Below are 26320 nucleotides of genomic sequence, written 5' to 3'. Positions count from 1 at the left end.
CGACACGATCGGCTACACGGTCTCGGACGGCCAGGGCGGCAGCGATACGGCCACGGTGACAGTCAACGTGGGCGCGGTGAACGACGCGCCGGTGGCGCAGGACGACAGCGCTGTCACGGCCGAGGACAGCAATGTGCAGATCGCGGTTCTGGACAATGACAGCGATGTTGACGGTGATACGCTGAGCGTGACCCAGGCAACGGCGCAGAACGGCACGGTGCTGATCAATGCGGATGGTACGCTGAGCTATTCCCCGGATGCCGATTTCAACGGGACCGACACGATCGGCTACACGGTCTCGGACGGCCAGGGCGGCAGCGATACGGCCACGGTGACAGTCACGGTAACGCCGGTGAAGGAAAACTCGGGTAAGGACGATCCGGATATCGTCAACGGCACCGAAGGGGATGATCGACTGTTGGGCGGCGCCAGCGCAGACCAAATAAATGGCTTGGGCGGCAATGACCTTATCAAGGGTGCGGCAGGCGATGACACAATTTTCGGAGGCGAGGGGAATGATACGCTAGAGGGTGGTTCAGGCGATGATTTTCTTTCAGGTGGTTCCGGCGTGAACTCGCTCAATGGCGGTCAGGGCGATGACCGTCTGGAGTGGGGTGGTTCAGATGATGTATATAACGGTGATGTTGGTCGCGACGTTTTGGTTGTGGCTGCCGGCAGCAACGTCGGCTCTGATCTGCTTCCTACTTTAAAAGGCAGCGACATCGAGGCAATTGATTTGGAAAATACATCCAGCGAAACACTCAATGTTACTTTTCAGGATGTAATTGGGCTTTCTTCCAAATCCGACACCCTGTTGGAGCAACTTCTGGGAAAGAGTGCAGCAGAGAGCGCGACGATCTACGGAGACAGTAGTGACACGGTGAATTTGGCGGGTGATCCTGCCGGAACATGGTCGTTTAGTGATTCCGTCAATGACGGTGTTAACGATTTTGACGTTTACGAGTTCGTCGATGGGTCTAGTAATGTGCTGGCGACGTTGGCAATTGACGATGATGTTTCGGTTTCGCTTCCAGTTGTTTGACGTGGACGAGCGTCATTTCAGCGAGAGTTGCGGAGATCACCTTGCCAAGACTTACCGGCAATATTTTTTCGGGGCGGAAATCTGAGCACGCCACTTTTTTTGAGTGGTAGCACGCGCATGCTATTGGTGCGTCTGAGCAATTCCGGCGCACTTTAGCAAATGCTGAACATAGGATGATGAGCACGCTGGGTGGTCAGAAAACCATCCGCGAACAACTTGTTACCCGCGCCATGCAACCGGAGGATTGGTTGCGTTACATCGTGGCGCTTTTGGTCCATGACATCGGTTTGTCCCGTGGCTTCCGCGTTGGCGATACCGACAATGACGGTGTGATCAACGAGGCAGCCGACCGGATTTGCCCGCTTCGCGGTGCGCCCGATGCCTTTCTCGCCTCGCACCACATTTACCGCGGCAAGATTTATGCCCGTCACCGCTTTTTGAATTCCGACCTGATTGACTAAGAGCGGATTGCCCAGGCCATTGAATACACCTGCTTTCCCACGCCGGATGATCCGTTTTAGGCGTGCACCGAAAGTGAACCCGCTTTGGTGCAGGCCGAGGACCGTATGGGCCAGATTGCCGATCCTTTCGTCCACCGCAATCGCTGCGGGCTTTATCACTAGTTCGTGGAAACAGTTTTTGCGGAAAAGCCTGGATACAATTCATCCATGGGACTGATGTAACCGTTTCTGAATTTCTTTTGGCGGGAGGTACAACCGCTCATCTGACCGGCGTTTCGGCATTTGGAGCAGACAATGGATGGCAAACACTGGGTGGCGCACCTCTATTGCCACGTCTTCCAAGGTCATCACCGTACCAGCTATCTCGGGCCATTCTCCGGCCCGTCGGATGACTCTCTTGCAGAAGGTGCCACTTGAAACGAACCGGGAGGTTTCGCAGCATTGATTTGTATTGGGAAATCGCCATTCCGTACGATATTTTCGGATCGGCAGCCAGGCATGCGGCGTGACAGGGCATCGCGTCATGGACAGGGATGTCAGCCCTGCCTCTCTCATGGCTCTATTGCAAAGCGCAAACGTCTTGCCTGGGTAAGGGCTCTCCACTCGGCATTACTCGGAGTGAGCCTCCTGCGGGTGCGCGGCGTTCGCCACGAGCCGCCTGGTGACCAAGCGCATCACGGCCATGGCGAATTCGGGGTCTTCATATTGCAATCGCGTAAAGCGTTTCTCGTTGAGTTCATAGACAATCGCATCCTCCAGGCAACGAACCGTCGCTGACCGCGCGGCATTGCTGTTAAAGAAAGCCATCTCGCCGAAAATCTTCCCCGCGTCCACATATACATGCTGATCCTCGACTTCAACGCGACCCTCAGCCAAGTAATAAAGGCTGTCCACCGGATCGCCCTTTTTGAAAATGACATCGCCCGCCTTGATGACACTTTTTTGGCCGTAGGTCATAGCGGCGGAGAAATCAGGTTTCGAGTCGTCGGTCAAATCTGTCACCAATCTGCGCAGTGCGATGAATTGGTAGAGGTGAAAGGCGTTTATGGATAGCAAGGTGATTTCAATCGCCAGAAGCGGCCAGATCTGAAGCACGCCACTATAGATGATGAAGCAGACAGACGACACCATTGCGAGCATCCGAAGCCGGATCATTGAATGCATTGAGAGAGTGGCCACTTTCAACAGGACAGCGAGCCAGCCAACGGCCTCAATGATGTAGTGCGCAGTGATTAGTTCCATTGGCTTATTTTCCTAATGAGCCCATCGAGCCAGGATCCAATTCATGAAGTGGGTAAGGCACTGCAGTGCTGTTGCCGCTTCCGTTAGGGACTATACAGGTCGAGGACGAGTTAACAAAAGAGTTTCACATCGGTGAGCAGGCATGCTGCAAGCTTTTACCTGCTTTAGAGACCAGCTTGGCACGAGACCTAGTGTCAGAAAAGAAATAGGCGTTCTTTGAATAGCATATCCTGTTCGGCCCCTGCGCCAAACGAGCGCAACAAGGGGGAGATTTGGCGACAGGGTTTTTGCCTCTTGGTGAGGATCATTTGCCCCCCGCGTGCTTGTTTAGAGTATACGCGATAAGGCTGCCGTGGCCAAACAGGGGGTGATGATGGCGATGCCATAGGTTGTCCTGCGGTGGGTTTTTGATCAACCGCCAGCCCATCCAAATCGCGATTGATGCAAAGACGACGCTTCCAAGTGCCTGTCCGATCAGAACCCCATGCGCACCCAGCAACATACCGCCAGTGACCACAAAGGGCCAAGTGCCTAGCGTGTTCTGCCCCCAGCCCAACCACGTCGAATAAGATGGGCGGCCCAGCGTATTAAACGAGGCGCTGGCGACGAATATTGCGCCACTGAAGAACGATGAAAGTGCCACCGGAAAACAGTAGAGGAAAATCAGTGATTTCGTTAAGTTCTCGGCACCGAACAACTCGGCGATCTGGCCACGGAAAACCAGCAATAACATGGTGATGGACATCACATAGATCGCAACAAACTTAAGAGCGTCGACATAAGCTCTTTTGACCCTATCCATATTGCCTGCGCCAAAATTCTGGCCGATGATCGGCCCGATGGTGCCCGAGAGTGCCCAAATTACTGAGAATGCAACCGGGGTCATCCTTCCGATCACCGCCATGCCGGCGACTGCCTCAGGGCCAAATTTCGACATTTCACGGGTAACGATCGCAGTGCCGATTGGCGTGGCCACGGTAGCTAATACAGCCCTAACGGCGAAGTGTGAAACCGTCTGAAAATCTCGCCAGAGCAACCTTGCTCGTGGGTAAACAAAAGCCTTGTGCCGGCGCAACGCCGGATAAAATGCAAAGCCGAGCGTAACGAACCTTGCTGCAACCGTTGCCCAGGCAGCACCCTGCAGGCCCATGTCCAAACCGAAGATCAAGATAGGGTCAAGTACGGCGTTGGTCACCGCCCCCAAAAGCGATGGGTACATCGCTAGCCTGTTCTCACCATAACAACGTAGCGCCGTTACCGCGACCATGGACAGTCCCGATACCCACGTAAATGGGATGACTATCCAAAGATAGGTTGCGGCCAGTTCGGCCACCTCACCCGTAGCCCCGAGAAGTCCTACAAAAAATTGAATATTCAACAATAAAACAAATGGTATAGCGAGCCCGGTAAACACAACAAACATCGCCGTGCTTGTGGCATATTCACGGGCCTCTTGCTCGTCGTCCTCACCGATTGACCGTGATACCAAGACACCTGCAGCTACCGATAGGCCGATATTGATAGCGCTGGTAAAGAACATAAGGGCGCTGGCATAGCCAGCAGCGGCGGCCATCTCCTCGTACCCGAGCATCGAAATGAATATCAGGTCGATCAGATCGACCGCATAGATCGCCATCAGGCCGATGCTAGCCGTGAAAGATGACACCGACACGTGACGCATGATGCTGCCAGTGGTAAACACGGCATTTTTCTTGGTCGTCATCTCAAATCTCTCATAGTTGTGCCGACCATCGGCTGTGCAAGTGTTCTGGAGTCGCAGAATTCTCCATTGCACTAAGCCAGTGTACAAGAATTAGTCGGTCTTGTCCGAGAAAACGGCATTGAGGCGGGCAGGGTGGCTTCGTAACCTTGCTATAATGACAAAATGCTCCTTTTTTAGGCGTTTCAAAACCCGCCCCGGGATCATTCGCGTGGCTGTGATGTTGTACGTCCGGTTTCAACTATCACTTCGCAATGTCGAGAATTTGTTGCATAAACGCGGCATCGAAGTCAGCTGTGACGCTGTGAGATATTGGAGGCGTCGGTTCAGCCAGATGTTCGCATCCGGGAGCCGAAAATACCGGGTAGCGGGGATGAAATCGAACAGGTTTGGATCTGTCCCGTTTTTGTGCCGCCCCAAGTGCTCGTTTAAGCCACCTTTCGTTCGAAAGCGGCAGGACTTTTCCGGCCCAGGGCTGAATGACGTCGCCTCGGATTGTAAAAGCCATTGATGTATTCGAGATTGCCATCTCAGCCTTCCGTCGTGTTTCCCATGACCATCGCCAGATCAACTCAACTTTTATGGTCTTGAAGAAGATCTCGACAGCCGCATCATCATAGCAATTGCCCTTGCCGGTCATGGATGCCTTGAACCCGTGCTGAGGCAGGATCTTCTGATAATCAATAGAACAGTATTGGCTGCCACGACCGGTGTGATGGATTCAGACTTTGGGAGGCGACCTGAACCCAATCGCCATCTTCAATGCCCGGATCGCCAAGCTTGAATGCCAACGCTAGTGAAGTGGCTATCCCGTGAGGCCGTTGCGATAGGTTTTTGAACTAAATCTCTTCAGGAACAGCCAGCCAGGTATTTAACCCCAGGTTAATCAGCATTTATTCATCCACGTCATCCATATCCGCCTGACCGGAAATTTTGCGGCGTACGTGGCTCCAGCTGAGGCCGATGCCTAGAACAGACGAGAGCGCCAGAAGGCCCAGCCAGACATTGAGAGAACGATTCTCAAGGCTCAGGATGCCGTAATCGTAGAGCACCCACAGCACAGCCGCGACAATTGCCAGTATCAGCCCCATGCCAAAGCCACCGATCGAGCGTAGCGTCGCGCGCAGGTAGATGATGTAGCCGACCAGCAGCAAAAGCCCCAGCAGCACAGCCAGCGGCATCTGATCGCTGAAATTGTTTTGCGCCCAGCGGGTATAGTTCAACTCGGTTGGATTGAATGTCGCCGACAGCAATCCAAAGGCCACCAGCCAGCGCAATACGAATCCCATGACACCTCTCCGTGACCGCTTGTGTCCGTATGGATTGCCCAAGTAGCAGGTACTGTCCAGAGCCTGCGGCGATTTAGAGGTTTCCCAGCCTCGCACAGATAGGTATACGGGCGCGGGTTTTATCTGGATAATCAAGAGGACCAGCATGGCAAATGTCGTCGTCGTAGGCGCCCAGTGGGGTGACGAGGGAAAAGGCAAGATCGTTGACTGGCTGTCGGAACGCGCCGATGTGATCGCGCGGTTTCAGGGCGGCCACAACGCGGGCCATACGCTGGTGATTGACGGCAAGGTTTACAAACTGAACGCGCTGCCTTCGGGTGTGGTGCGCGGCGGCAAGCTGAGCGTGATTGGCAACGGCGTGGTGCTGGACCCCTGGCATCTGGTGACCGAGATCGCGTCGATCCGCGAGCAGGGGGTCGACATCTCGCCCGAGACGCTGATGATCGCCGAAAATACGCCGCTGATCCTGCCCATTCATGGTGAATTGGACCGTGCCCGCGAAGAGGCAGCCAGCAAAGGCACCAAGATCGGCACCACAGGCCGCGGTATTGGCCCGGCGTATGAAGATAAGGTGGGCCGCCGCTCGGTTCGGGTGGCGGATCTGGCGGATGACGCCACGCTTGAGGCCCGGGTTGACCGCGCGTTGCAGCATCATGACCCGCTGCGCAAGGGACTGGGAATCGAGCCGGTGAACCGCGATGCGCTGCTGGCACAACTGCGCGAGATAGCGCCCCAGATCCTGCAATACGCCGCCCCTGTGTGGAAGGTACTGAACGAAAAGCGCAAAGCAGGGAAACGGATTTTGTTCGAGGGTGCGCAGGGGGCGCTGCTGGACATTGATTTTGGCACCTATCCCTTTGTGACATCGTCGAATGTCATTGCCGGGCAGGCGGCGACTGGCAGCGGCCTTGGCCCCGGCGCAATCGATTTTGTGCTGGGCATCGTCAAGGCCTATACCACCCGCGTCGGCGAAGGCCCGTTCCCGACCGAGCTGGATGACGAGGATGGCAACCGCCTGGGCACGCGTGGCCGCGAATTCGGCACCGTCACCGGGCGCAAGCGCCGCTGCGGCTGGTTCGATGCCTGCCTGTTACGTCAGACCTGCGCCACCAGTGGTGTCAATGGCATTGCTTTGACCAAGCTGGATGTGCTGGACGGATTCGAGGTGCTGAAGGTCTGTGTCGGCTACGATCTGGACGGCAAGCGCCTGGACTATCTGCCGACAGCGGCCGATCAACAGGCGCGTTGCACACCGGTTTATGAAGAACTGCCGGGGTGGTCGGAATCGACCGAGGGCGCGCGCAGTTGGGCAGATTTGCCTGCCAACGCGATCAAATATGTGCGCCGCGTGGAAGAGCTGATTGATTGCCCGGTGGCCATGGTGTCGACCTCGCCCGAGCGCGAGGATACGATCCTTGTCACCGACCCGTTTGCGGATTGATCCGTGGCACTGAGTTACAAAGCCCGACGTCGCTGGTCGCTGGTGATTCTGCTGATCGGACTGCCGGTCTATGTTGTGGTCGCGGTCACTCTTACGGATTGGCTCAGGGCCAGTTTTGAAAAACTGCCGTTTCTGGTGGAGTTGTTGGTTTTTGTCGGGTTGGGGGTTTTGTGGGTGTTGCCGTTTAAATTTGTGTTCAAAGGCGTCGGGCAAGCTGATCCCGAAGCCACTGATCAAGACTGATCAGAACTAAAGAACACCGAAGGGGCGCAGTGCCAGCACCACCTGTCAGGCAAAGCCCGCCAGAAGCGCCATCGTGCGAATAGTATAAATCAAGCCCGTAAGGGGTCAATTGGTAGGCAGGCAATAGCCGGTGCGAATTCGATTTTATCATCGTCGGCGCGGTGGCAATGGCCCTTTGAAGGTGGCGCGCGGGGCCTACCCCAACCCGCTTTATGACGCCTTTCTGCAGGCCGGTGCGCAGGCAGGGCAAGTCGTGTCGGATGATCTGAATGGTCGGAAGTGCGATGGCGTCGCCCGGCTGGATGCCACCAAAAGCACCAGCCGACGGTGCAGCGCGGTCGTGGCCTTTCTGAAACCCGCCATGTCGCGGAAAAACCTTGTGCTACGCACTGGGGCCGAGGCCCGGCGGATGCTGATCGAAGGCAGCCGCGCCGCCGGAATTGTCTATGTTCATAAGGGCGTTTCCAGAACTTCGCGGGCCACGGGTGAAGGGATTCTGACCGGTGGCATATCCCAATCTGCAGTACCATTTTGGTCCTTTGGGGTTTGAGATGCGTGGCGGCAGGATTGAGGTCAATCAAGCGGTTTCACTGAATGTCGATCATTCGGGCCCCCGGTCACGGGGGCATATTGCGCTTGATGCGGACAGCCCGGCCCTGGCGCCAAGGTTGCACTTCAACTACCTGCAAGATTCTGACGATCTGCGCGAGATCGTAGAAGGGGGCGCCAAAGCACGCGAGTTGGTTGCGCAGCCCGCCTTTAATGAATTCCGCGGGGCCGAGATGATCCCCGGGGCCTAAATTTCTACGGCCGCAGATGTTGGAAAAATGCTGCGTGCCCGGGTGGAAACAGCGTTTCACCCGTCGTGCACCTGCAAAATGGGGCAGGATGCGGTGGCGGTGGTCGACGGGCAGCTGCGGGTGCATGGGCTGGAGGGGCTGCGTGTGGTTGATGCGTCTGTACTGCCGCGAATCACCAGCGCAAATCTGAATGCGCCGACGGTGATGATTGCGGCCCGGGCAGCAGACTTCATTCTTGGAGTGCCGCAGCTAGACCCGATGGAAGAGGTTGCCGCGCAGACCCTGAGAAATGAAATGGTCTGAAACTCAGAGCAGGTGGCCCGACTTTTTCGCCTTTGTCGCCAGATAGGCGCGGTTATGGGTGTTTTCACCCACCTTCAGCGGCACGCGCTCGACCACGTCGATGCCGTTTTGCTGCATCATCGCAATCTTGCCGGGGTTGTTGGTCAGCAGACGTACCGCTTTGAACCCCATTAGCGCCAGAATATGGGCGCCGATGCGGAAATCACGCTCGTCATCCTCGAATCCCAGCCGGTGATTGGCCTCGACCGTGTCAAACCCCTGATCCTGCAGGCTGTAGGCGCGCATCTTGTTGGCCAGGCCTATGCCGCGCCCTTCCTGATTGAGGTACAGAAGAACACCGGCCCCTTCGGCCCCCATCTGCGCCAACGCGCCGCGCAACTGCGGGCCGCAGTCGCATTTCAGGCTGCCCATCAGATCGCCGGTAAAACAGGCCGAATGCAATCGCGCCAGCACCGGTTTATCACGCGAGGGCTGGCCAATTTCGATGGCGTAATGTTCTTCGCCACCGTCTTCGGGGCGGAAGATGTGCAGGCGGCCTGCCTCGGATACCTCAAGCGGCAGACGGGCGCTGACGACAGGATGCAACCGGCTGGTGTCGCTGAATTGCGCCGCGGCCTGCGTTGTGTCGATCAGTGTCAGACCATTGTTCAAGGCAAATCCCGCGCCATCCGTCAGGGGCAGCAAAATCGCTGCGGGCAACAGCCGGGCGGATTTCGCCAGTTGCAGCGCAAGCCGGTGCAGGTCGGCAGGCCCGTCGCGTTCCGAGATCAACGGGCCCTTCATCGGGGTTTTCAGATCATCGGCCGGATCGGCCACCCCCAGAACCCAGGGCATGGTAGCATCGGGCGGCAGGATCACGCGGGCCAGATCACCATCATAGGCGCGCGCCTTTAGCGTTTCAGCCCGGCGTGCGGTAATCACCAGTACAGGCTGGCCGCCCAGGGCGCGGATATCCGCCAGGCGTTGCGCGTCGAGTGTTTCTGCCGCCAGCATACACGCCGCCCCTTCGGCGCTGGCCAGAACCACCGGCACACCCATACGGATGTCGGCGCGGGCGCGGGCCAGGATCTCGGCAATATCTGGTGCAAGGCTCATGATGGAACGTATCTGTGTTGTGACAACCCCGATGTACAGGCTTTTGTAACGAAATGAAACAATCGCTCGCGCCGCTACACTTGGGCGTGATTGGAATGTAGCAGACCTTGTGGGATGGGGTATCGTCACACAAATGTGTCAAAACAACACGAGGAACTCACCCATGGGACAGCTTAAGAAAATTCTGTTGGTCGACGACGAAGAGGATCTGCGCGAAGCGTTGAGTGAACAGTTAGTCATGACCGAGGATTTTGATGTCTTCGAGGCCGGCAGCGGCGCCGAGGCGATGGCCAAGGCCAAAGACGGTTTTTACGATCTGGTCATTCTGGACGTGGGCCTGCCTGATACTGACGGCCGCGAGTTGTGTCGGTTGATGCGCAAGCAGGGCATCAAGGCGCCTATCATGATGTTGACCGGACATGACGGTGATGCCGACACGATTCTGGGCCTTGATGCGGGTGCCAATGATTATGTCAGCAAACCTTTCAAATTCCCGGTACTTCTGGCGCGGATACGCGCACAGCTGCGCCAGCACGAGCAATCCGAAGATGCCGTTTTCCAGCTGGGGCCGTATACGTTCAAACCTGCGATGAAGATGCTGGTTGACGAAAATGACCGCAAGATCCGGCTGACCGAAAAAGAGACCAATATCCTTAAATTCCTTTATCGTTCGACCGAAGGTGTGGTGCAGCGCGATGTGCTGCTGCACGAGGTCTGGGGCTACAATGCGGGGGTTACCACGCACACGCTTGAGACCCATATCTACCGTCTGCGCCAGAAGATCGAACCCGATCCAGGCAACGCCCGGCTTCTTGTTACAGAGGCGGGTGGTTATCGTCTTCTTGCCTAGGTTGTATTATTTTTATTTCCGGTCTAGGCTGACCTTATCGTGGACGAAATGACGGACCCCGTCGCATGTGCGGGTAATCACATGCACCTCCCTGTTGGACTGGCCCCGGCACAACGCCGGGGTCTTTTTCATTTGTGGGATATGCCGCTGGACCGACCACGGCGATTGCCGATGCGCAAAGATGCCCGGCAACCGGAAATTCCCGCCAGCGCCCCCTTTCTTCTTTGATCTGGGTCGTTATGTTGCCGGACGCCAGTCAAACTGAACGGAACGCCCCCATGCCCTTTACTCTTGCCACCTGGAACATCAACTCGGTCCGCCTGCGCGAACCTATTGTCAGTAAACTGCTGACCGAGGAAGGGCCGGATATCTTGTGCCTGCAGGAATGCAAAAGCCCGGTGGACCTGATGCCGCTCGAGAAGTTTGCCGAGCTGGGGTATGGCCATGTCGTGGCGCGGGGGCAAAAGGGGTACAACGGCGTCGCGATCCTTTCAAAGTTGCCGATCCAGGATGCGGGGGACATGGATTTCGCCGGGCTTGGCCATGCGCGTCATGTGGCGGGGAGGCTGGAAAACGGGGTGGTGATCCACAATTTTTATGTGCCGGCAGGGGGTGACATTCCCGACCGCGAGAAGAATGAAAAGTTCGGTCAGAAACTGGATTACCTGTCGGATATGCGTGACTGGTTTCGGGGTAGTCGTCCGGAAAAGGCGATTCTGGTCGGTGACCTGAACATTGCCCCTCGTGAAGATGACGTATGGAATCACAAGCAGCTTCTGAAGATCGTCAGTCATACTCCGGTAGAGGTGGAACATTTTGGCGCTGTAATGGACGCGGGCGGCTGGTCTGATGTTACCCGCGCCGATATCCCCCAGGGGCTGCTTTACAGCTGGTGGTCGTATCGGGCCAAAGATTGGGATGCCGCAGACAAGGGCCGACGCCTGGATCACGTCTGGGCCAGCGCTGATATCAAGGCAGCCGCGCATTCCAGTCGCATCCTGCGCGGCGCACGCGGATGGGAAAAACCCAGCGACCACGCCCCGGTATTTGCAACATTTGACCTTTGAATTTTACGGTTTCTTGCCCATATAGAGGGCAACTGGATTGAAGGAAGACAAAAGATGCTTGAACTGGGCCAAAATCAGAATGCCCCTGCCGCAGCCGACCTGATCAAGGATGTCTCAGAGGTCGATTTTATGGCCGAAGTGGTTGAAGCGTCAAAAACCGTGCCCGTGATCGTGGATTTCTGGGCGCCGTGGTGTGGGCCTTGCAAAACGCTGGGACCGGCACTGGAAGCGGCTGTGACCAAGGCCAAAGGCGCTGTCAAAATGGCCAAGGTCAATGTTGATGAAAATCAGATGATCGCCGGTCAGTTGCAAGTGCAGTCGATCCCGACGGTTCTTGCGTTTTGGCAGGGCCAGCCGATTGACGGATTTCAGGGCGCCGTTGCCGGGTCCGAGGTTGATGCCTTTGTCGCGCGCACAGTCGACGCCGCCGGTGGCGATTCCAGCGGGGGGCTGGATGAAGCTGTGGCCGCGGCCGAGGAAATGCTTGACGAGGGCGCCGCCGCCGACGCAGCCCAGACCTTTGCCGCGATCCTGCAAGAGGATCCGGTCAATGCGCCGGCCTATGCCGGACTGGCGCGGGCGCATATTGCGCTTGACGATCTGGATCAGGCCGAAGCCATTCTGAATGGCGCGCCGGCAGAAATCAGCCACGCCCCCGAGATGGAAGCCGCCCATGCCCAGCTGGAGCTGGCGCGTCAGGCCGCTGGCGCCGGGCCCGTGGACGACCTGAAAGCAGCGGTCGAGGCCGACCCGGACAACTTGCAGGCGCGGTTTGATCTGGCGCAGGCGTTACATGCCAATGGCCAGACCGAACAGGCAGTGGATGAACTGCTGGAGCTTTTTCGTCGGGACCGCGAATGGAATGATGGCGCTGCCAAACAGCAGCTTTTCACCATTTTTGACGCACTCAAACCAAACGATCCGGTGGTCCTGAACGGCCGGCGCAAGCTGAGTTCGATGATATTTGTCTAAGGCCCGGGCCGAACTAGATAAAAGGTATGATGAACCAGACCGATCTGCCAGAGATTCTGCCGGTGTTCCCCTTGCCGGGGGCTTTGTTGCTGCCGCGTTCGCGTCTTCCGCTGCACCTGTTTGAGCCGCGCTATCTGGCGATGCTGGAGGATGCGCTGAAAACTCCCCACCGGCTGATCGGGATGATCCAGCCCAACGAGGTGCCCGGGCGAGACGGCACAGGGCTGCACACCATCGGCTGCGCCGGTCGGGTCACACAGTTTTCGGAAACCGAAGATGGTCGCTATATGATTACGCTGACAGGTGTGTCACGCTATCGCATCAGCGAAGAGGTCGACGGATTTCCGCCTTATCGCAGGGCCAGAGTTTCCTGGGTGGGTTTTGATCGTGATCTGGGCCCGACGGATGTGGATACTTGTTTCGACAGGCCCGGCTTTCTGCGGTTACTAAGCCGGTATTTTGCAGCCCGAGAACTGCAGACAGATTGGGATACTCTGAAAGAAGCCGATGACGAACTGCTGATCAATTCTTTGTCGATGATGCTGGGGTTCGAGCCCGAGGACAAACAGGCCCTGCTTGAAGCGCCATCGCTCAGCACGAGGCGCGAAACCTTGATGACGCTGATTGAATACGCCCTGCGCGGGGGCAATGGAGAGGAGATCATGCAATGACCGAAACCGATAGTGCCCCCGCCTTTGACCGTCGCATGCTGGAGGCGCTGATCTGCCCGCAGTCGCAGACCACTTTGTCCTATGACGCCGAACGGCAGGAACTGGTCAGCAAGGCGGCCGGACTGGCCTTTCCCATTCGCAATGGTATCCCGGTGATGCTGGTGGATGAGGCGCGGGTGCTGGACTAGCCCCGTGTGGCTGTCAGCGCAAAACTGATCTGCACATCATGGCCCAATGTGCCCGCATCCTGGGTGCCCATGCCAATGTCGAAATCTCGACGATCAACGCTCAGGCTGCCACTGGCCTGCGCAGTGTCGCCTTCCAGCGTCAGTTCAAACGGCATTTCAACCGGCACTGCCTGATCGCGAATGGTCAGGCTGCCGCGTGCGATATGACCGTCGCCTTCGCGTAGCAAATCGGCGCTGAACGTTGCAGTGGGAAAGGCCTCGGCGTTGAAAAACTCTTTGCCCATGGCCTGATTGGTGACCGAGCCCAGCGTCAGCGATCCGATCGAAACAATAACCGTCACCTCACCCTGTTTGCCCATCCCCTCGGACGGGTCATAGCGGATGTCGGCAGTCCAGTCGGCAAAGCTTCCATTCACATCCGAGCCAAGCTGTTTCACCAAAATTTGCAATTGGCCGTCCTGTACCTGCCAGTCACTGGTAACCTGGGCCAAGGTGGCCTGAGGCGTGGTTGGCGCTTGGCTTTGCGTAAACCAGCCCAGCATCGCCGCACCGCCAAGTGCCCCGATCCAAATGGCCACAGCGGTGACGAAAGGCGCGACATGGCCCGGCTGTTGTTGCGTCGGCTGACCGGGCGTGCGACCCGGCAACATCCGGCGCAGAGTTGCATCGCCGTCGATCACATGATGTTTCAGCGCACCTGCGATATGTGCCCCGATGGCGCCGATCAGCACCCATTGCAGGATGTAGTGCAGTGTCGCGGTAAAATCGGCCAGACTAAGGCTTTTGGGCACAAAAGGCAGGTTTTGTCCGAAGGGCCACCAGATCGGGGCGAAACCGGTGGTTGCCGCGTGGTGCACCCAGCCCGATAAGGGCACCGCCACAAGCGAGCCGTAAAGCAGCCAGTGCACGGTTTCAGCGGCCCATGCCTCGGCCCGGCGGTCGCCGTTTAGAAGGCCGGGCTTGGTCTGTGTCAGGGCCCACATGATACGGGCAAGCGCCACGAAAAAAACGGTGACACCAAGGGTTTTGTGCACTGAGAACAGCCATTTTGCCCGGGCGATCATGGCCTCATCGGCTGTGATGTCTGGGTTGGAGATGTCATGCGCCAGATCATTGGCAAAAAGACCAACCGGAATGATCGTGAGAATCAGCAAGGCGGTCAGCCAGTGAAAGCCTTTGGTGATAGCGCCATACGTGCTGGCCGAGTTGCTGAGCGGCATGATCCAGGCCCTTTGCTCAAAAATTTTTATCAACCTAGATGATCCGCGCACCTAGGCAATTGCAATGGTTGCACAATAGCCGTGCAAACATGCAGCAACGGTGTTGACCGTTGCCTCTGCTGAGTAGTCGCGGTATCGGAGAAGGGTACATCAGGGAGCATTTCAGACATGAGCCGAGCATTGGTATTTCCCGGACAGGGCGCACAGACGATCGGTATGGGGCAGGAGTTGGCACAGGCCTATCCGGCAGCCCGCGCCGTATTTGATGAAGTTGATGATGCTTTGGGCGAAAAACTGTCCACGCTGATCTGGGAGGGAGAGCAGGATCAGCTGACCCTCACACAAAATGCACAACCGGCATTGATGGCCACATCGCTTGCCGCCATGCGCGCGCTCGAAGCCGAAGGCGTGGTGCTGGCCGATGTGGCAAGCCATGTCGCGGGGCATTCTCTGGGTGAATATTCGGCCCTGGCCGCCGCAGGAGCGCTGAGCATCGCCGACGCGGCCCGCCTGCTGCGTATCCGCGGCGAGGCGATGCAAAAGGCCGTTCCCGTGGGCGTGGGCGCCATGGCAGCGCTGCTTGGACTGGATTTCGAAACTGTCCGCGAGGTGGCCGCAGAGGCCGCGATGGGCGAGGTCTGTCAGGCGGCTAATGACAACGATCCGGGTCAGGTCGTGGTGTCGGGTCACAAGGATGCCGTTGAACGCGCCGTTGAAATTGCCAAGGAACGTGGAGCGCGGCGGGCGATGTTGCTGCCCGTCAGTGCCCCGTTCCATTGCGTGTTGATGGAACCCGCGGCTGGGGCCATGGCCGAAGCGCTGGACCATGTCGAGATTAGCGAACCCGTCGTTCCGCTGGTCGCCAATGTGGTGGCCAAAGCGGTAAGTGACCCGACAACCATCCGGTCGTTGCTGGTGGATCAGGTCATGGGGTCGGTCCGGTGGCGCGAATCCGTTCTGTTCATGGCTCAGGCAGGTGTGACAGAGATGTGGGAGGTCGGCGCAGGCAAGGCCCTTTCGGGCATGGTGCGGCGGATCGACAAAACCATCGCCTGTCAGGCTGTGGGCACCTCTGAAGAGGTGAAGGCTGCCGCTGCAAGCATGCTCGCGTAACGTACTTATTTACAAGGAGATATCATGTTCGATTTGACAGGAAAAACCGCTTTAGTAACAGGGGCATCCGGTGGTATTGGCAGCGAGATCGCCAGAGTATTGCATGGTGCGGGTGCAACCGTGGGCATTAGCGGAACCCGTGTTGAACCGCTGGAAGCTTTGGCTGCGGAATTGGGCGAGCGCACGCATGTCCTGACCTGCAACCTGAGCGACGCCGAAGCGGTCGACGCGCTGCCCAAGCAGGCACAGACCGCCCTGGGCGGACTTGATATTCTGGTTAACAATGCCGGGATCACACGCGATCAGCTTTTCATGCGCATGTCGGATGATGAATGGAACAGCGTGATTGACGTGAACCTGACCGCAACAATGCGTCTGTGTCGTGGCGCGATACGCCCGATGATGAAGGCCCGTTGGGGGCGGATTATCAATATCAGTTCGATCGTTGGCGCCACAGGCAACCCTGGTCAGGCGAATTATGCGGCCTCAAAGGCGGGCATGATCGGTATGACCAAATCCATTGCCAGCGAGGTTGCCAGCCGGGGTATTACCGCCAACGCCGTTGCGCCAGGATTTATTGCGACAGCCATGACAGACAAGCTGACCGAAGAGCAAAAGGCGGTGATCTACGCCAAAATCCCAGCCAACCGAATGGGCACCCCGCATGAGATTGCAGCAGCGGTTCTGTTTCTGGCCAGTTCAGAAGCAGGGTATATCAATGGTGCAACGCTGCATGTGAACGGTGGGATGTCGATGCGCTAGTTCAGATCAGGGCAATTTCCCCTGACAGGGAATCAACTCTGATGGCATTTGCGGTTTTAGTAAGGGCTGTTCCAGATACGGATATTACCAGCGCCAGCGCCGAAAAATGATCTGGCTAAGTGAAAAGTACAATATATCTGAAACCCGTGGTAAAAGCTCTTTTGCCCTTGCGCACAGTATCTTGCTGAATACAACTTGGGCTTTGTGAGAAATCTAAGGGCTTGCAATTTTCGCTCCGCTGCCCAATTTGGGAAAACGTTTGCCTAAGACGCGCCATGTGCTATAGGCGGCGCAGATTTGCCGGAGGTTTCCCCCGGTGGCCCGCGAAACGGGCGATCACAAACCGCCCGCTTGGGGCGTTATCAAGGCCGCTACCCGGCTTGGGCGGGGGCAGAAAACGGGCGATGCGCCCAAAAAACGATGAGGATTATGACATGAGCGATATCGCAGACCGCGTTAAAAAGATCGTTGTAGAGCACCTGGGTGTGGAAGAGGACAAGGTGACTGAAAAAGCCTCGTTCATCGACGATCTGGGCGCTGACAGCCTGGACACGGTTGAGCTGGTCATGGCCTTCGAAGAGGAATTCGGTATCGAGATTCCCGACGATGCCGCCGAAACAATCCAAACCTTTGGTGACGCGGTAAGCTTTATCACCGAAGCGTCGTAAACCGACGAATTCAACGCCCAGGCGTTTTAGGGCTCTGCCAGGCCGGCAGGGCCCTTTTTTGACTCTGCGCGCTTTCACGGGGGCCGCGAATGGACGATATCATGCCGATTTGAAGATAGTGACGCTTTTGGTTACACTGCATAGGTGTACTGACCCGGCGGATGACTGCGGGTCAGGGATCAATACAAAGGGCGCTGCTGTCATGATCATCTATCCCACACTTGAAATTCTGAATGGTAAATGCGTGTCACTCACCCGCGGCCGTCTGGACGAGCCGGTGATCTGGCATGTGGACCCGGTTGAAACCGCGCGCAGCTTTGCTGCTGAAGGGGCCCAATGGATGCACCTGACCGACATTGACGGGCTGCGAGGCGGTGACGGCAACAATGAACTGCTGGAAGAGATTATCCGCAGTGTTGGCATTCCGGTCCAGTTGGGGGGCGGGTTCCGTACCCGCGAAAGTGTCACACGCTGGATCGACAAGGGGGCAGGGCGGATTGTGATCGGCACAATGGCTGCTCAGGATCCGCATATGGTTAAGGGTCTTATCGAACAATATCCCGATCAGATCGTTCTGGCCGTCGATATCTATCAGGGCCAGATGATGACTGATGGCTGGCGCCAGGTCAGCAGTTTCAGCCCTGAAACCTTTATTCAGGCGTTTGAAAATGCGCCGCTGGCCGGCGTCATCGTGACCGATATTGATGCAGATATCGAAGATCGGGATGGTAGCCTGGGGGTAATCAGTGGCCTTGCCAGCGCCACCCGGCACCCTGTCATTGCCCGCGGGACGGTGCGCAGTGTCGATGATGTGGCACGGCTGAAATATGTTGCGAACATTGCGGGCACACTTATTGGCCGGGCGCTGCTGTCAAAAGACGTGGACCTGTCCGAAGCCCTTGCCGTCGCGCAGCCTACGCCTGAGCCCACAGCTGAATTTCAGTAATAAAAGGCCTTCCCGGCGACAGAAGCGTATTTCTGCCGCCGGGTAGATGCGCGATGGACTTGCCCCCCGGGTGCAAGGCAGGGTATGAGCAGCCAAAGAGATAAGAATTGAAAGGGCAGCATCATGCGTCGTGTCGTTGTCACAGGTCTGGGCCTGGTTACTCCGCTGGCTTCCGGGGTTGAGGAAACGTGGAAACGGCTGCTGGCAGGAGAATCCGGTGCGGGGAAGATTACCCGCTTTGATGCCAGTAACGTGGCCACCGATTATGCCTGCGAAGTACCGCTGGGCGATGGCAGTGACGGCACTTTCAATGCCGACGACTACATGCTGCCGAAAGAACGCCGTAAAGTGGATGACTTCATCCTGTATGGCGTTGCCGCAGCCCAGCAGGCGGTAGAAGATGCCGGTTGGATGCCCGAAGACGAGGAAGGCCGCGAACGTACCGGCGTTATGCTGGGATCAGGTATCGGCGGGCTGCGTTCGATCGAAGAAACCACGCTGACCATTCGTGATAAGGGCGTGCGCCGCGTGTCGCCGTTTTTCATCCCCGGCGCGCTGATCAATCTGATCAGCGGGCAGGTCAGCATCAAATACGGCTTCAAAGGCCCGAACCACTCGGTGGTAACAGCTTGCTCTACCGGGGCGCATGCCATTGGCGATGCCTCGCGCCTGATCAAATATGGCGATGCTGACGTAATGATCGCCGGTGGGGCCGAAGCTGCAATCTGTGAGATTGGCATTGCCGGGTTCAATGCGTGCAAGGCGCTGTCAACCAAGCGTAGCGACAACCCCAAAGCCGCCAGCCGCCCTTATGATGCAGATCGCGACGGGTTCGTGATGGGCGAAGGGGCCGGTGTTGTGGTGCTGGAAGAGTTGGAGCATGCCAAGGCCCGTGGCGCCAAGATCTACGCCGAGGTGTTGGGCTATGGCTTGTCGGGCGATGCCTATCACATCACCGCCCCCGCTGAAGATGGTGATGGCGGTTTCCGGGCAATGACAGCCGCGCTGAAACATGCCGGGCTTGACCCGTCGGATGTGGATTACATCAACGCGCATGGCACCTCGACCATGGCGGATACCATTGAGTTGGGGGCAGTCGAGCGTCTTTTGGGCAATGCAGCCGCCAAGACTTCGATGAGCTCGACCAAATCGGCCACGGGGCACCTTTTGGGGGCAGCCGGGGCGATTGAAGCAATCTTTTCGATCCTGGCCGTACGCGATCAGGTGGTGCCGCCAACGATCAATCTGGATAACCCCGCGGTCGATACACCGCTGGATCTGGTGCCCAACGTAAAACGCGAGCGCGAGGTGAATGTGGCCATGTCCAACAGCTTTGGCTTTGGCGGCACAAATGCGTCGGTCTGTATCGGGAAACTGCGGTGATGTGGCGGCATATTGCCTCTAACGCACTGACTTTTCTTGTTGTTTTGATCTTCCTTCTGGGGGGGGTAATCCTTTGGGGGCAGAACGAATATGTCACCCAAGGCCCGCTGGACGAGCAGATTTGCCTGCGCGTAAAACCCGGAAGCACCATGCGCGGCGTGTCCCGCGAGCTGGAGTCGTTGGGAGCCATCACCAACGGCTCGATCTTTCGGGTCGGGTCTGAATATTCTAATAAAAAAAGTCAATTGAAGGCTGGCAGCTGGCTTATTCCCGAGGGCTCCAGCATGTCCCAGATCACCGATCTTATAACGCGGGGCGGGGCAAGCACCTGCGGCACCGAGGTGGTCTACCGCATCGGGGTGACAAAATCTGAAGTGCAGGTGCGCGAACTGGATCCGGCGACGGACCGGTATGTCGAAAAAGCCGCCTTTGACCCCGCGGAAGACGATCAGCCCGAGGCCTTCAAAACCGTTCGGAAACAACAGGATACAAGGTATCGCGTTGCCGTCGCCGAAGGCGTTACCAGTTGGCAGATCGTGGATGCCCTGGCGCGTGTGGATGTCCTGGAGGGCGATGTCGCCAAAGTGCCGCCCGAAGGCAGCCTTGCGCCGGACAGTTATGAGGTAAGCGTCGGGCAGGACCGTACCAGCGTCATCGAAAAAATGCGGCAGTCCCAGGATCTTATCCTTGCCGCCGCGTGGGAGAACAGGGCCGACGGACTGCCGTTGGAAAACCCCTATGAGGCGCTGATCCTGGCTTCGATCATCGAAAAGGAAACCGGGGTTCCGGAAGAGCGCGGGCAGGTCGCCAGTGTTTTTACCAACCGACTGAACAGGGGCATGAGACTGCAGACAGACCCGACAGTGATTTACGGTGTCACCAAAGGGCAGGGTGTGCTGGGCCGTGGCCTGAGGCAAAGTGAACTACGTGCTGAAACCCCTTGGAATACCTATGTAATTGATGCTTTGCCGCCAACGCCCATTGCCAACCCCGGCCGCGCCAGCATCGAGGCGGCTGTAAATCCGGATGACACAAATTTCGTGTTCTTCGTCGCCGACGGCACGGGGGGACATGCCTTTGCCGAAACGCTGGAAGAGCATAACAAAAACGTCGCCAAGTGGCGCGAGATTGAAGCCAAGCGCGCGTCGGAGTAAGGCATAGCCCGAGGCCAAGGCGTATCGCAACGCCCGGTTTGCACTTTTTGGGATGTGAAGAAAGTTCGGCCCACTTCGCTGTCATGTCGAACTTTACCACCTTCCGACGCAAAATCAGGGTGCGCCAGTCAGTATATTTTTCGGCTTTGACTCTGATCAAAGCGGAAAAATGAGGTTTGCGCTAACCCTTCGCGATACCAGCGAAGGAGACGCACATATGACCGAGGCCACCGCCCCTAAACCCCCCGTGGCACCTGCCAAAAATGCAAAGGCGCCCGCTAGGCCTGCGCCCGATACTGCTCATGTACCAGAGGCTGAAACCCCGATAAGTCTGCGGCAAGCGTTTGAGAATGGTGAATATCCCTATCAGGACAAACTGGGCCGTGGCCCCTATGAGCGGCAAAAGGCACTTTTGCAGGCGGAGTTGCTGAAAGTGCAAATCTGGGCACAGGACACCGGTCAGAAGTTTGTTCTGCTGTTCGAGGGGCGTGATGCGGCAGGGAAGGGTGGTACGATCAAGCGCTTTACCGAGCATCTGAATCCACGATTGGCGCGGGTTGTAGCGCTGAACAAGCCAACGGACGAGGAGCGTGGCAACTGGTTTTTCCAGCGCTATGTCCAGCATCTGCCAACCAGCGGTGAAATGGTGTTTTATGACCGCTCGTGGTACAACCGCGCGGGCGTTGAGCGGGTGATGGGATTCTGCCAGCCAGGTGAATATCTTGAATTTATGCGCCAGACGCCTGAACTGGAGCGGATGCTGACACGGTCCGGTATCCGACTGTACAAGTATTGGTTCTCGGTCACGCAAGAGGAACAGCGCCGCCGTTTTGCCAGCCGCGAAACCGACCCGCTGAAGCAGTGGAAGCTCAGCCCGATTGACAAGGCCAGCCTGGACAAATGGGACGATTATACCGAAGCCAAAGAGGCGATGTTCTTTTACACCGACACCGCCGATGCGCCCTGGACCGTGATCAAGTCGAATGACAAGAAACGCGCCCGCCTGAACTGCATGTTGCATTTCCTGAACTCACTGGATTATCCTGGTAAAGACCCCGAGATTGTGCACGCACCTGACCCGCTGATCGTGTCAACAGCGCAGCATGTCCTGCACGAATCTGACCACATTCTGGGCAAGGCGCTGCATCCGGACAATCGCAAACCCAGATAAGCCTGTCACCTTATTGCCGCCACGCCCCTGTACTTGACGGTGCCGTGGCGACCGTGGCTTGCCCGGTGGTGCGCCCCCGCGTAGGAGGGGCGCATGACCACAGGACTTTCATACCGTCAACATGCCCGAGCCACGTTGCTTTTGGGGATGCCGTTGATTGGCAGCCATCTGGCACAGTTTGCCATCAACCTGAGTGATGCCGTGATGTTGGGCTGGTATTCGGTGGATGCCCTGGCCGCCGAGGTGCTGGGCGGCACCTTGTGGTTTGTGCTTTTTATCGTCGGCTCGGGATTTGCCTGGGCGGTGATGCCGATGGTGGCCTCTGCACAGGCGTCGGGACAGGACACACAGGTGCGCCGGGTCACACGTATGGGCATATGGGCTTCGCTGATGTTTGGCGTGGCGGTGCTGCCGGTCATGATCTGGTCAGAACCGCTGTTGCTGGTTTTGGGCCAGGACCCCGGCACATCGACACTGGCGGCCGACTACCTGCGGATTGTCGGCTGGTCAATCTTGCCCGCCCTTCTGGTCATGGTGTTGAAATCCTATCTGGCCGCGCTCGAACGGACACAGGTGGTGCTGTGGATCACTGTCCTGGCGGTCGGACTGAACATCGTCGTCAACTACCTGTTGATTTTTGGCAACGGGGGTTTTCCTGAAATGGGCGTGCGCGGTGCCGCGATTGCCTCGCTTTGCGTCAGCGTGGCATCGCTGCTGGTGTTGATGATCTATGTGGTGTGGGCAACGCCCGAACACGCCCTTTTCCAGCGCTTCTGGCGTCCCGACTGGGAGGCCTTCGGCCAGGTGTTCCGGCTGGGCTGGCCCATCGGCGTCACAAGTCTGGCCGAGGTTGCTCTTTTTGCCGCCTCCTCGGTTATGATGGGTTGGCTGGGAACAGTGGCGCTGGCCGCACACGGCATTGCGCTGCAGGTCACGTCAGCGATTTTCATGATCCACCTTGGCCTGTCGAACGCCGCCACTGTGCGAGCGGCGCAGGCCTATGGCCGCGGCGACGTGTCGGGTGTACGCGACGGCGCCAGCGTTGTGATCGTCATGTCCGGAATGATAGCGGCCCTGACGGTCGTTTTGTTTCTGGCAATGCCGGAGATCCTGATCGGCCTGTTCCTGAATCCCGACGAGCCCGCCCGCATCGAAGTGATTGCCATCGGCACCGGGCTTCTGGCGGCGGCAGCGCTGTTTCAGCTGGTCGATGCCGGGCAGGTCATGGCCCTGGGATTGCTGCGCGGGGTGCAGGACACCCGCGTGCCGATGATCATCGCCGCCCTCAGCTATTGGGTGGTGGGGGTGCCGATCAGCTATCTGCTGGGATTTACCTTTGGCATGGGCGGTGTCGGCATCTGGCTGGGCCTTGCCGTAGGGCTGGCTTTTGCCGGGGTTTTCATGATGGCCCGGTTCTGGGGCTGGTCGGCACGCTTAGGCGGTTAGATATCTGTCTTCAGCTGACTTTTCTGATGCCCATCACCCGCGCGCGGGCACGCGGATCGCTGTCAAACAAAGCGGCCAGTTGTTCGGTCATGGCGCCCGCCAGCTGATCTACATCCGTGATCGTCACGGCACGTTCGTAATACCGGGTCACGTCATGGCCGATGCCGATGGCCAGCAGTTCTACCTGCTTGCGCTTTTCCACCATGGCGATGACGTCACGCAGGTGTTTTTCCAGATAGTTGGCCGGGTTGACCGACAGGGTACTGTCATCGACCGGGGCGCCGTCGCTGATCACCATCAGGATCTTGCGCGCCTCTTTGCGCGTTGCCATGCGCCGGTGGGCCCATTCCAGTGCTTCGCCGTCGATATTTTCCTTTAGCAGCCCTTCTTTCATCATCAGGCCAAGATTGTCGCGTGTCCGGCGCATCGGGGCGTCGGCGGATTTGTAGATGATGTGGCGCAGGTCATTCAGGCGACCGGGTAGTTGCGGGCGTCCGCTCGTCAGCCACTCCTCGCGGCTTTGTCCGCCTTTCCAGGCGCGGGTGGTAAAGCCCAGGATCTCTACCTTCACGCTGCACCGTTCCAGCGTGCGGGCCAGAACATCGGCGCAGATGGCAGCGATTGAAATCGGACGGCCCCGCATCGAGCCAGAGTTGTCCAGCAAGAGCGTCACCACGGTATCGCGGAAATCAGTGTCTTTTTCCACCTTGAAGCTCAGCGGTGTTGTCGGGCTGGCCACCACGCGCGCCAGGCGTCCGGCATCCAGAATGCCCTCTTCGCGGTCAAATTCCCAAGAGCGGCTTTGCTGGGCCTGAAGGCGGCGCTGCAACTTGTTGGCCAGACGGCTGACCGCGCCTTTCAGCGGCTCAAGCTGCTGATCCAGATAGGCGCGCAGACGTTCAAGCTCGACCGGTTCAGCCAGATCCTCGGCGCGGATTTCCTCGTCATATTCCGTGCTGAAAACGGTATAATTAGGGTCGGCGTCCGATACGGGCTGCGGCGCGGGCGGCTCTAGCGGGGCCTCGCCCTCGGGCATTTCGGTCTCGTCCCCCATGTCCTGATCGGCCATGTCGTCCATGCTGACCTGGGCCTGACTTTGATCCTGGCTATCGTCTTGGCTTTGCTCGGGGTCGGCGTCGGCCTGATCGTCCTGACTGTCATCATCGCCGCTGCTGTCGGGCTCTTCCTGATCTTCGCCCGCCTCTTCGGCCTCGTCTTCCTGATCGTCATCCATAATGTCGGGGTCATCGCCCAGCTGATCGCCATAACCCAGATCCTCGATGATCTGGCGCGCGAACTTGGCAAATGCTGCCTGGTCGGCAAGGATATCCTGCAGGTTTTCCAGCGTGCCGCCGGCCTGTTCCTCGATAAAGCCCTGCCACAGCTCCATCACGTTCTGCGCGCCCGCAGGCAGATCGCGGCCCGTGGCCAAATGGCGGATCAGGTATCCGGCAGCCACCGGCAAGGGCGCTTCGGCGGTGGTGCTGATCTGCTCATAGCCCAGCCGGGTGGCCTCGGCGTTGATCTTGGCGTCGATATTGCTGGCGGTGCCGGGCATTTCGCGCGCACCTACGGCTTCGCAGCGGGCGGTTTCCATGGCGTCATACAACTCGCGTGCCATTTCGCCTTGGGGATTATAGCGCGCATGCAACCCGTCATCGTGAAACTTGTGCCGCAGCGCCAGCGCATCGGCGGTGCCACGGGCCAGCAGAACCTCTTCGCGGGTCATCCGGCGCGAAACCTGCGGTAAGCGCATCGCATCGCCGCTAATGCCCGACGGATCAACCGAATAGGACACCGTCAGATCGGCGTCATCGGCCATCACCTTGGTGGCCTGCGCCAGCGCCTTTTTGAACGGATCGGCGGGGTTGTCGGTGGGTTTGTTCATTAATCCAAAGTCCGCCAAAGTTTCTTATCAGATCTCAATTCGTCGACCTGTTCTTCCACTTCCTCGAAGATATCAGGGTGTTCTCTAAAGATCGACACTCTTTCGCTACGCAGCAAATTTCGATGCGTTTGGCAATCGCGGCGCCGAGGTCAACTGCGGCTGATATCGCTAGTTCTCTTTTTTTCACCCCAAACTAACACTCGCCGCGCTTTCCGGCAGTTCCTCGTCAAAGCAGCGCTGATAGAACTCGGCCACGGTCTGGCGTTCCAATTCATCGCATTTGTTGAGGAAGGTCAGGCGGAAGGCATAGCCGACATTGCGGAAGATTGTGGCATTCTGCGCCCAGGCGATCACCGTCCGGGGGCTCATCACTGTCGACAGCTCACCATTCATGAAGGCGGTGCGCGACAGATCGGCGACCGTCACCATCCGGCTGATGGTCTTGCGGCCATCGGCGGTGTTGAACACCGGGTTCTTGGCGATCACGATGGCGGTTTCGGCGTCATGCGACAGATAGTTCAGCGTCGCGACCAGTGACCAGCGGTCCATCTGGCCCTGGTTGATCTGCTGGGTGCCGTGATACAGCCCCGTCGTGTCGCCCAGACCCACAGTGTTGGCCGTGGCAAACAGGCGGAAATACGGGTTGGGTGTGATCACCTCGTTCTGGTCCAGCAGCGTCAGCTTGCCGTCGGCTTCCAACACCCGCTGGATCACGAACATCACATCGGCACGACCGGCGTCGTATTCATCGAACACAATGGCGGTGGGATTGCGCAGGGCCCATGGCAGGATGCCCTCGTGGAATTCGGTAACCTGAACGCCATCGCGCAGCTTGATCGCGTCCTTGCCGATCAGGTCGATCCGGCTGATGTGGCTATCCAGATTTACCCGCACCGTGGGCCAGTTCAGCCGGCTGGCCACCTGTTCGATATGGGTTGATTTGCCGGTGCCGTGATAGCCCTGAATCATCACTCGGCGGTTATGGGAAAACCCCGCCAGGATCGCCAGTGTCGTATCCGCGTCAAATTTGTAGGTCGTGTCCAGATCGGGCACACGCTCGGTCCGGTGGTCAAAGCCTTTCACGATCATGTCGGTGTCGATACCGAACACTTCGCGGACGGAAACCTCTTCGGTTGGTTTCGCATTGATGTCCAGAGTTCCGTCAGCCATTTCCGGGTCCTTCAT

At 57.9% G+C, this 26320-nt stretch carries 25 protein-coding genes and 3 pseudogenes; 20 read left to right on the top strand and 8 right to left on the bottom strand.

Features of this window, described 5'->3' with window-relative positions; all coding sequences use genetic code 11:
• Positions 1 to 1042 (top strand): Ig-like domain-containing protein (locus PEL8287_RS03435; protein ID WP_139837675.1); only part of this gene is annotated, 1042 nt, incomplete at its 5' end.
• A gap of 122 nt (positions 1043 to 1164) precedes the next feature.
• A complete protein-coding gene (locus tag PEL8287_RS03430) occupies positions 1165 to 1503 on the top strand; it encodes a hypothetical protein (RefSeq protein ID WP_503167645.1) in 339 nt (112 codons plus the stop codon).
• Positions 1504 to 2112: 609 nt separating this feature from the next.
• Here the strand turns inward: PEL8287_RS03430 and PEL8287_RS03425 are convergent.
• Together PEL8287_RS03425 and PEL8287_RS03420 are read right to left on the bottom strand one after the other, a co-directional pair.
• The gene (locus tag PEL8287_RS03425) at positions 2113 to 2745 is read right to left on the bottom strand and encodes a cyclic nucleotide-binding domain-containing protein (RefSeq protein ID WP_085890921.1); all 633 of its coding nucleotides are present in this window, start codon (positions 2743 to 2745) and stop codon (positions 2113 to 2115) included.
• 304 nt (positions 2746 to 3049) lie between these two features.
• Positions 3050 to 4468: an MATE family efflux transporter gene (locus tag PEL8287_RS03420; RefSeq protein ID WP_085890920.1), complete on the bottom strand. Its 1419-nt coding sequence runs from the start codon at positions 4466 to 4468 to the stop codon at positions 3050 to 3052.
• 154 nt (positions 4469 to 4622) lie between these two features.
• On the opposite strand from PEL8287_RS03420, the pseudogene PEL8287_RS20245 reads away from it, so the two are divergent.
• Positions 4623 to 4847: pseudogene (locus PEL8287_RS20245) on the top strand (IS6 family transposase); the annotation flags it as partial.
• A gap of 46 nt (positions 4848 to 4893) precedes the next feature.
• On the opposite strand, the pseudogene PEL8287_RS03415 reads toward PEL8287_RS20245, so the two are convergent.
• Together PEL8287_RS03415 and PEL8287_RS03410 are read right to left on the bottom strand one after the other, a co-directional pair.
• Positions 4894 to 5258, bottom strand: a pseudogene (locus PEL8287_RS03415) (DDE-type integrase/transposase/recombinase); the annotation flags it as partial.
• A 100-nt stretch (positions 5259 to 5358) separates the two neighbouring features.
• Positions 5359 to 5754, bottom strand: a complete 396-nt coding sequence (locus PEL8287_RS03410) for a DUF6524 family protein (RefSeq protein WP_085890919.1) — start codon at positions 5752 to 5754, stop codon at positions 5359 to 5361.
• A 145-nt stretch (positions 5755 to 5899) separates the two neighbouring features.
• Between PEL8287_RS03410 and PEL8287_RS03405 the strand changes: the two genes are divergently transcribed.
• The 4 genes and pseudogenes from PEL8287_RS03405 to PEL8287_RS20240 all read left to right on the top strand — a co-directional run bounded on the left by PEL8287_RS03405 (position 5900) and on the right by PEL8287_RS20240 (position 8541).
• The gene (locus tag PEL8287_RS03405) at positions 5900 to 7195 is read left to right on the top strand and encodes an adenylosuccinate synthase (RefSeq protein ID WP_085890918.1); all 1296 of its coding nucleotides are present in this window, start codon (positions 5900 to 5902) and stop codon (positions 7193 to 7195) included.
• 3 nt (positions 7196 to 7198) lie between these two features.
• Complete coding sequence (locus PEL8287_RS03400) at positions 7199 to 7438, top strand: DUF2842 domain-containing protein (protein WP_085890917.1); 240 nt, start codon at positions 7199 to 7201, stop codon at positions 7436 to 7438.
• A gap of 130 nt (positions 7439 to 7568) precedes the next feature.
• A complete protein-coding gene (locus PEL8287_RS03395) occupies positions 7569 to 7988 on the top strand; it encodes a GMC family oxidoreductase N-terminal domain-containing protein (RefSeq protein WP_085890916.1) in 420 nt (139 codons plus the stop codon).
• 1 nt (position 7989) lies between these two features.
• Positions 7990 to 8541, top strand: a pseudogene (locus PEL8287_RS20240) (GMC oxidoreductase).
• A gap of 3 nt (positions 8542 to 8544) precedes the next feature.
• Here PEL8287_RS20240 and ribA read toward each other — a convergent pair.
• Positions 8545 to 9636, bottom strand: coding sequence for a GTP cyclohydrolase II (ribA, locus tag PEL8287_RS03380; protein ID WP_085890913.1), 1092 nt, complete (start codon positions 9634 to 9636; stop codon positions 8545 to 8547).
• A 163-nt stretch (positions 9637 to 9799) separates the two neighbouring features.
• Here ribA and PEL8287_RS03375 point away from each other — a divergent pair, with 163 nt between their 5' ends.
• From PEL8287_RS03375 to PEL8287_RS03355, 5 genes are all read left to right on the top strand, one after another.
• Positions 9800 to 10486, top strand: coding sequence for a response regulator transcription factor (locus PEL8287_RS03375; protein ID WP_085890912.1), 687 nt, complete (start codon positions 9800 to 9802; stop codon positions 10484 to 10486).
• A gap of 278 nt (positions 10487 to 10764) precedes the next feature.
• A complete protein-coding gene (locus PEL8287_RS03370; RefSeq protein WP_085890987.1) occupies positions 10765 to 11553 on the top strand; it encodes an exodeoxyribonuclease III in 789 nt (262 codons plus the stop codon).
• A gap of 54 nt (positions 11554 to 11607) precedes the next feature.
• Positions 11608 to 12525 (top strand): thioredoxin family protein, encoded by a 918-nt coding sequence (locus PEL8287_RS03365; protein ID WP_085890911.1) that lies wholly within the window; start codon positions 11608 to 11610, stop codon positions 12523 to 12525.
• 26 nt (positions 12526 to 12551) lie between these two features.
• Positions 12552 to 13196: an LON peptidase substrate-binding domain-containing protein gene (locus PEL8287_RS03360; protein WP_085890910.1), complete on the top strand. Its 645-nt coding sequence runs from the start codon at positions 12552 to 12554 to the stop codon at positions 13194 to 13196.
• Entirely contained in the window at positions 13193 to 13384 is a 192-nt protein-coding gene (locus tag PEL8287_RS03355) for a Trm112 family protein (protein WP_085890909.1), read from the top strand. The genes PEL8287_RS03360 and PEL8287_RS03355 overlap by 4 nt, the downstream gene beginning before the upstream one ends.
• On the opposite strand, the gene PEL8287_RS03350 is transcribed toward PEL8287_RS03355, so the two are convergent.
• Positions 13381 to 14604: a cytochrome b/b6 domain-containing protein gene (locus tag PEL8287_RS03350; RefSeq protein WP_085890908.1), complete on the bottom strand. Its 1224-nt coding sequence runs from the start codon at positions 14602 to 14604 to the stop codon at positions 13381 to 13383. The genes PEL8287_RS03355 and PEL8287_RS03350 overlap by 4 nt on opposite strands.
• Positions 14605 to 14772: 168 nt before the next feature.
• On the opposite strand from PEL8287_RS03350, the gene fabD reads away from it, so the two are divergent.
• The 8 genes from fabD to PEL8287_RS03310 all read left to right on the top strand — a co-directional run bounded on the left by fabD (position 14773) and on the right by PEL8287_RS03310 (position 23247).
• Positions 14773 to 15717, top strand: coding sequence for an ACP S-malonyltransferase (gene fabD, locus PEL8287_RS03345; protein ID WP_085890907.1), 945 nt, complete (start codon positions 14773 to 14775; stop codon positions 15715 to 15717).
• A gap of 24 nt (positions 15718 to 15741) precedes the next feature.
• Positions 15742 to 16479: a 3-oxoacyl-[acyl-carrier-protein] reductase gene (gene fabG, locus PEL8287_RS03340; RefSeq protein ID WP_085890906.1), complete on the top strand. Its 738-nt coding sequence runs from the start codon at positions 15742 to 15744 to the stop codon at positions 16477 to 16479.
• 434 nt (positions 16480 to 16913) lie between these two features.
• On the top strand, positions 16914 to 17147 hold the full coding sequence (locus tag PEL8287_RS03335; RefSeq protein ID WP_085890986.1) for an acyl carrier protein: 234 nt from the start codon (positions 16914 to 16916) through the stop codon (positions 17145 to 17147).
• Between the two features lie 202 nt (positions 17148 to 17349).
• Entirely contained in the window at positions 17350 to 18093 is a 744-nt protein-coding gene (locus PEL8287_RS03330; RefSeq protein WP_085890985.1) for a 1-(5-phosphoribosyl)-5-[(5-phosphoribosylamino)methylideneamino]imidazole-4-carboxamide isomerase, read from the top strand.
• Between the two features lie 123 nt (positions 18094 to 18216).
• A complete protein-coding gene (gene fabF / locus PEL8287_RS03325) occupies positions 18217 to 19476 on the top strand; it encodes a beta-ketoacyl-ACP synthase II (RefSeq protein ID WP_085890905.1) in 1260 nt (419 codons plus the stop codon).
• Positions 19476 to 20630, top strand: coding sequence for an endolytic transglycosylase MltG (gene mltG / locus PEL8287_RS03320; RefSeq protein ID WP_085890904.1), 1155 nt, complete (start codon positions 19476 to 19478; stop codon positions 20628 to 20630). The genes fabF and mltG overlap by 1 nt, the downstream gene beginning before the upstream one ends.
• 217 nt (positions 20631 to 20847) lie before the next feature.
• On the top strand, positions 20848 to 21801 hold the full coding sequence (gene ppk2, locus PEL8287_RS03315) for a polyphosphate kinase 2 (RefSeq protein ID WP_085890984.1): 954 nt from the start codon (positions 20848 to 20850) through the stop codon (positions 21799 to 21801).
• Between the two features lie 93 nt (positions 21802 to 21894).
• A complete protein-coding gene (locus PEL8287_RS03310; protein WP_085890903.1) occupies positions 21895 to 23247 on the top strand; it encodes an MATE family efflux transporter in 1353 nt (450 codons plus the stop codon).
• A gap of 10 nt (positions 23248 to 23257) precedes the next feature.
• Here the strand turns inward: PEL8287_RS03310 and cobT are convergent, their stop codons facing one another.
• Both cobT and cobS read right to left on the bottom strand, forming a co-directional pair.
• Positions 23258 to 25135: a cobaltochelatase subunit CobT gene (gene cobT / locus PEL8287_RS03305; RefSeq protein ID WP_085890902.1), complete on the bottom strand. Its 1878-nt coding sequence runs from the start codon at positions 25133 to 25135 to the stop codon at positions 23258 to 23260.
• A gap of 183 nt (positions 25136 to 25318) precedes the next feature.
• Positions 25319 to 26305 carry a cobaltochelatase subunit CobS gene (cobS, locus tag PEL8287_RS03300; RefSeq protein ID WP_085890983.1) on the bottom strand — a complete coding sequence of 329 codons (987 nt, stop codon included), beginning with the start codon at positions 26303 to 26305 and terminating at the stop codon, positions 25319 to 25321.
• Between the last annotated feature and the right edge of the window lie 15 nt (positions 26306 to 26320).

Source organism: Roseovarius litorisediminis, assembly GCF_900172295.1.
Lineage (GTDB): Bacteria > Pseudomonadota > Alphaproteobacteria > Rhodobacterales > Rhodobacteraceae > Roseovarius > Roseovarius litorisediminis.
Note: the sequence above shows the minus strand (reverse complement) of the source record. Positions and strands in the feature narration are given on the sequence as shown.

Coding starts and splice junctions, on each gene's coding strand:
- PEL8287_RS03335 (WP_085890986.1), top strand. CDS start 16,914: ATGAGCGATATCGCAGACCGCGTTAAAAAGATCGTTGTAGAGCACCTG.
- PEL8287_RS03330 (WP_085890985.1), top strand. CDS start 17,350: ATGATCATCTATCCCACACTTGAAATTCTGAATGGTAAATGCGTGTCA.
- PEL8287_RS03375 (WP_085890912.1), top strand. CDS start 9,800: ATGGGACAGCTTAAGAAAATTCTGTTGGTCGACGACGAAGAGGATCTG.
- fabD (WP_085890907.1), top strand. CDS start 14,773: ATGAGCCGAGCATTGGTATTTCCCGGACAGGGCGCACAGACGATCGGT.
- PEL8287_RS03355 (WP_085890909.1), top strand. CDS start 13,193: ATGACCGAAACCGATAGTGCCCCCGCCTTTGACCGTCGCATGCTGGAG.
- ribA (WP_085890913.1), bottom strand. CDS start 9,636: ATGAGCCTTGCACCAGATATTGCCGAGATCCTGGCCCGCGCCCGCGCC.
- fabF (WP_085890905.1), top strand. CDS start 18,217: ATGCGTCGTGTCGTTGTCACAGGTCTGGGCCTGGTTACTCCGCTGGCT.
- PEL8287_RS03425 (WP_085890921.1), bottom strand. CDS start 2,745: ATGGAACTAATCACTGCGCACTACATCATTGAGGCCGTTGGCTGGCTC.
- PEL8287_RS03360 (WP_085890910.1), top strand. CDS start 12,552: ATGATGAACCAGACCGATCTGCCAGAGATTCTGCCGGTGTTCCCCTTG.
- PEL8287_RS03420 (WP_085890920.1), bottom strand. CDS start 4,468: ATGACGACCAAGAAAAATGCCGTGTTTACCACTGGCAGCATCATGCGT.
- PEL8287_RS03365 (WP_085890911.1), top strand. CDS start 11,608: ATGCTTGAACTGGGCCAAAATCAGAATGCCCCTGCCGCAGCCGACCTG.
- PEL8287_RS03410 (WP_085890919.1), bottom strand. CDS start 5,754: ATGGGATTCGTATTGCGCTGGCTGGTGGCCTTTGGATTGCTGTCGGCG.
- PEL8287_RS03405 (WP_085890918.1), top strand. CDS start 5,900: ATGGCAAATGTCGTCGTCGTAGGCGCCCAGTGGGGTGACGAGGGAAAA.
- ppk2 (WP_085890984.1), top strand. CDS start 20,848: ATGACCGAGGCCACCGCCCCTAAACCCCCCGTGGCACCTGCCAAAAAT.
- cobT (WP_085890902.1), bottom strand. CDS start 25,135: ATGAACAAACCCACCGACAACCCCGCCGATCCGTTCAAAAAGGCGCTG.
- mltG (WP_085890904.1), top strand. CDS start 19,476: ATGTGGCGGCATATTGCCTCTAACGCACTGACTTTTCTTGTTGTTTTG.
- PEL8287_RS03310 (WP_085890903.1), top strand. CDS start 21,895: ATGACCACAGGACTTTCATACCGTCAACATGCCCGAGCCACGTTGCTT.
- PEL8287_RS03370 (WP_085890987.1), top strand. CDS start 10,765: ATGCCCTTTACTCTTGCCACCTGGAACATCAACTCGGTCCGCCTGCGC.
- fabG (WP_085890906.1), top strand. CDS start 15,742: ATGTTCGATTTGACAGGAAAAACCGCTTTAGTAACAGGGGCATCCGGT.
- PEL8287_RS03350 (WP_085890908.1), bottom strand. CDS start 14,604: ATGCCGCTCAGCAACTCGGCCAGCACGTATGGCGCTATCACCAAAGGC.
- cobS (WP_085890983.1), bottom strand. CDS start 26,305: ATGGCTGACGGAACTCTGGACATCAATGCGAAACCAACCGAAGAGGTT.